The 4,485-nt window shown below is 72.3% G+C and carries 1 protein-coding gene; it reads right to left on the bottom strand.

Features of this window, described 5'->3' with window-relative positions:
* On the bottom strand, positions 1 to 4,485 hold a 4,485-nt coding region (locus ACFOX0_RS33850), incomplete at both ends, for an SDR family NAD(P)-dependent oxidoreductase (protein WP_377553715.1).

Raw genomic sequence — 4,485 nt, 5'->3', positions numbered from 1 at the left:
AGGCGTGTAGTGCTGTCTCGGTTTTGGCGCTGAAGGCCAGCACTTGAGGCCGCCCCGGCTTTTCCGCCGGTTGTGTGGTGGGTGCTTCTTCGAGGATGAGGTGGGCGTTGGTGCCGCTGATGCCGAATGAGGAGATTCCGGCCCGGCGTTTGACGTCACCCGTCGGCCAGGGCTGGGGCTCGGTGAGCAGGGTGAGTGGGTTGTCGTTCCAGTCGATGTGGCTGGTCGGCGTGTCCACGTGGAGGGTCTGCGGCAACTGCTGATGCCGCAGGGCCAGCGCCATCTTGATCACCCCGGCGACTCCGGCGGCCGCCTGGGTGTGCCCGATGTTCGACTTGAGGGAGCCGAGCCACAGGGGCCGCTGGCGGCCCGTGCCGTACGCATCCGTCAGTGCTTGGGCTTCGATGGGGTCGCCGAGTCGGGTGCCGGTGCCGTGGGCCTCGACGGCGTCGATGTCGTTCGGGGTGAGGCCGGCGTTGGCCAAGGCCTGTTGGATGACGCGTTGTTGGGCGGGGCCGTTGGGTGCGGTGAGTCCGTTGGAGGCGCCGTCCTGGTTGATCGCGGTGCCGCGGATGACGGCGAGGATCGGGTGGCCGTTGGCTTGGGCGTCGGACAGTTTCTCGAGTAGGAGCATGCCGGCGCCTTCGGCCCAGCCGGTGCCGTCGGCGCTGTCGGAGAACGCCTTGCACCGGCCGTCCGGGGACAGACCCCGCTGGCGGGAGAACTCCACGAACGTGTTCGGCGTCGCCATCACCATCACGCCACCGGCCAGCGCCAGCGAGCACTCTCCGCTGCGCAGCGACTGGGCGGCGAGGTGGATCGCGACCAGCGACGACGAACACGCGGTGTCGACGGTGACGGCCGGACCTTCCAGGCCGAGGGTGTACGCCACCCGCCCCGACGCCACACTCGCCAGATTGCCGGCGAGCAGGTAACCCTCCATGTCCCGCGGCGTGTCCGGACGTCGCGGCGCGTAGTCCTGCGGGGCGGCGCCCACGAACACCCCGGTCGCGGTGCCCTGCAACGACTCCGGTTCGATGCCGGCGCGTTCGAGGGTTTCCCAGCTGGTTTCCAGGAGGAGGCGTTGCTGGGGGTCGGTGGCGAGGGCTTCGCGGGGGCTCATGCCGAAGAAGTTGGGGTCGAACTGGTCGGCGTCGTGCAGGAAGCCGCCGTGGCGGGTGTAGCTGGTGCCGAAGTGCTCCGGGTCCGGGTGGTAGAGGGCGTCGAGGTCCCAGCCCCGGTTGGTGGGGAAGCCACCGATCGCGTCGCGGCCGTCGGCGAGCATCTGCCACAGATGTTCGGGGGTGGACACGCCGCCGGGTAGCCGGCAGGCCATGCCGACGATCGCGATCGGCTCGTCCGACACCACCGCCGCCGACGCCGGCCGGCCGTTCGTGGCCGTCCCGCCCACCAGCTCGTCCAGCAGATGGTCGGCCAGGGCGACGGGGGTCGGGTAGTCGTAGACGAGCGCACCGGACAGCCGCAGCCCGGTCACCTGGTTGATGCGGTTGCGCAGCTCGACCGCGGCCAGCGAGTCGAATCCCGCCTCCTTGAAGGTGCCGCGCTCCGGCATGGTCGTCGTGGAACCGTGGCCGAGGACCGTGGCCGCCTCCGCACGGACCAGCGACAGCAGGTGCGCCCGGCGTTCGTCGTGGCCGGTCATCCCGGCGAGCCGCGCGGCCAGGGATCCGGCGGCCGGGGTGGTGGGGCCGGCCGCCCGGCGGCGAGCCGTCCGGAACAGTCCGCGCAGCATCCCCGGCACCGGGGCGGTGCCCGGCCAGACGCCGCTGCCGTCCAGCCGGGCAGGTACCAGCGCCGCCGTGTCGGTGGCGACCGCCGTACCGAACAGCGCCACGCCCAGGTCCGCGTCGATCGGCAGGACACCGGTGCGCGCCCACCGGGCCCGGTCGGCGTCACCGAGGCGGGCCGCCATCCCGCCGTTCGGGTTCCACAGGCCCCACGCCAGCGAGGTGGCCGGCAGCCCGGCGGCCCGGCGCTGCTCGGCCAGGGCGTCCAGGAACGCGTTCGCCGATGCGTAACCGGCCTGCCCGGCGCTGCCCAGCGTCGCGGCGATCGAGGAGAACAGGACGAAGGCGGTGAGGTCCCGGTCGCGGGTCGCCTCGTGCAGATGCCAGGCGCCGGCGGCCTTCGCCCCCCAGACCTCGGCCAGCCGGCCGGCGTCGAGATCGGAGACGACACCGTCGTGCAGCACCCCGGCGGTGTGCACCACGGCGCGCAGGTCGGTGAGGCCGGCCAGCAGAGCGTCGACCGCGGCGCGGTCCGCCACGTCACAGACGGCCGTCGTGACCTCGGCGCCCGCGTCGGTGAGCTCCCGGCACAGTTGCGGCATGCCGGGCGCGTCATCGCCGCGCCGGGAGGCGAGCACCAGACGGCGTACGCCCATCGCGGTGACCAGGTGCCGGGCGAAGAGCCGGGCCAGATCGCCGGTCGCCCCGGTGATCAGGACGGTGCCGTCACGCCACGACGGAGCTGACCGCGGCGCCGGCTCGCGCCGGACCAGGCGGGGAACGACGAACGACCCGTCGCGGATCGCGATCTGCGGTTCGCCGGTGTGAGCGGCCGCCGTCAGCTGCGCTTCGGTCGTCGCCGGGTCGGCGTCCACCAGCACGATGCGGTCCGGGTGCTCGGTCTGGGCGGCACGGACCAGGCCCCACACCGCGGCGGCGCCCAGATCCGGCACGTCGCCGTCCCGGGCGGCCACCGCCCCGGAGGTCACCAGCACCAGGCGTGATTCGTCCGCCGGGTCGCCGGCCAGCCACCGCTGGACGACGGGCAGCACCGCCGCGACCACGCCGGCCGCCTCGGTCGCGTCCCGGCCGCCGTCGACCCGGTGCGTCACGCTCGTCGTGGCCGCCGTGCCGCCGGCGGTCTCCAGCGGCACCCAGCGCACCTCGTACAGCGACGTCGCCGGTTCGGCCGGTGCCTCGACGTGCCCCACCGTGACGCTCGCGGCGACCAGGACCGGCTCGCCGCCCGCGTCCACCGCGGCGAGCGCCAGCGTGTCCGGGCCCAGCCGGGTCGCGCGGACCCGCAGCAGCGCCGCCTGGGAACCGGTCAGCGACAGACCCGCCCATCGCACGGCCGGCCGCAGGCCGTCACCGTGCAGCCGTACCGCCTGGTCGAGCAGCGCCGGATGCACCCCGTACCCGTGTTCGGCCTCCTCGGCCGGCACGATCTCGGCGTACACGTCGTCGCCACGGCGCCACGCCGCGATCACCCCGGCGTCACTTCCGGCGTGCGACATCGGCTCGGCCTTTGCCGGCGGCCAGACAACCTCATCGAGTATGACCGGAGTGGCGTCGTCGAGAGTGCCGTGTGCATTGCGTACCCAGGCCACGTCGATGCCGTCCCGGGTCGCCCGCGAGTGCACCGTGACCCGGCGCCCACCGGTCCCGTCCGCGGCGCTGACCGTCACCTGCACCTGCAGCGCGCCGTCCCCGGGCACAGCGAGCGGCGCGTCCACGTCCAGCTCCCGGATCCGCGGGCAGCCGAGTTCGTGCCCCGCCTGCAGCACCAGCTCGGCCAGGGTCGAGGTCGGCGGATGCGGGTCGCGGGCGGCGCTGAGCGCCCCGGAGTAGACGGTGCTGTTCGACTCGGCGTGCACGCTGACCGTGGTGAGGATCGGATGCTCGACGGCGCCCGCGTCCCCGCGGCGGCGCGTCTCGGTGAGCCAGTACCGGTTCCGCTCGAACGGGTACGTGGGTGCGTCGGGTAGGTGGTTGGTGGGTTGGGCTGGGTGGTTGCCGTGGCCGTGGATCCAGGCCTGGGCGAGGACTGAGTCGATGTTGGTGCCGTTGGTGCGGTGGCTGGTGTGTAGTGCGACCGCGTCCGGGAGCACTTCGCGGGTGAGTGCGGTGAGGGTGCTGTGCGGCCCGATCTCCAGGAAGGTGGTGACGCCCTGCTCGGCGAGGTGGAGCAGGGTGTCGCGCCATTGGACGGTGCCGCGTGCCTGCTGCGCCCAGTAGCCAGGATCGTGTTGAGCGATTTGTCCGGTGAGGTTGGAGATGACGGGGATGGTCGGTGTCTGGTGGTGGAGTGTCGAGGCGACGGTGGTGAGTTCGTCGAGGATGGGGTCGAGGTGGGGGGAGTGGAAGGCGTGGCTGACTTGGAGGAGGCGTGATGGGGCTGGGATGTTTGTGAGGGTGGCTTGGACGTGTTTGGCGGTGCCGCTGATGGTGATGTGGTTGTTGGTGTTGATGGCGGCGATGGTGGTGTCGCCGACCAGGTGTGGGGTGACCTGCTCGACGGTGGCCTGGATGGTGGCCATGGCGCCGGTCGCGGGCAGGTTTTGCATGAGTGTGGCGCGTGCGGTGACCAGTTTCGCGGCGTCGGCAAGAGACAGGGTTCCGGTTAGGTGTGCGGCGGTGATTTCGCCGATGGAGTGTCCGGCGAGGTAGTGGGGTGTGAGGCCGAGGGTGTGGTAGAGGGCGACTTCGTAGGCGAATAGTGCGGGTTGTGTGTGGC

Origin of the sequence: Micromonospora zhanjiangensis (assembly GCF_042650605.1) — a bacterium.
Lineage (GTDB): Bacteria > Actinomycetota > Actinomycetes > Mycobacteriales > Micromonosporaceae > Micromonospora_J > Micromonospora_J zhanjiangensis.
This window is presented reverse-complemented; position numbering and strand designations above follow the sequence as displayed.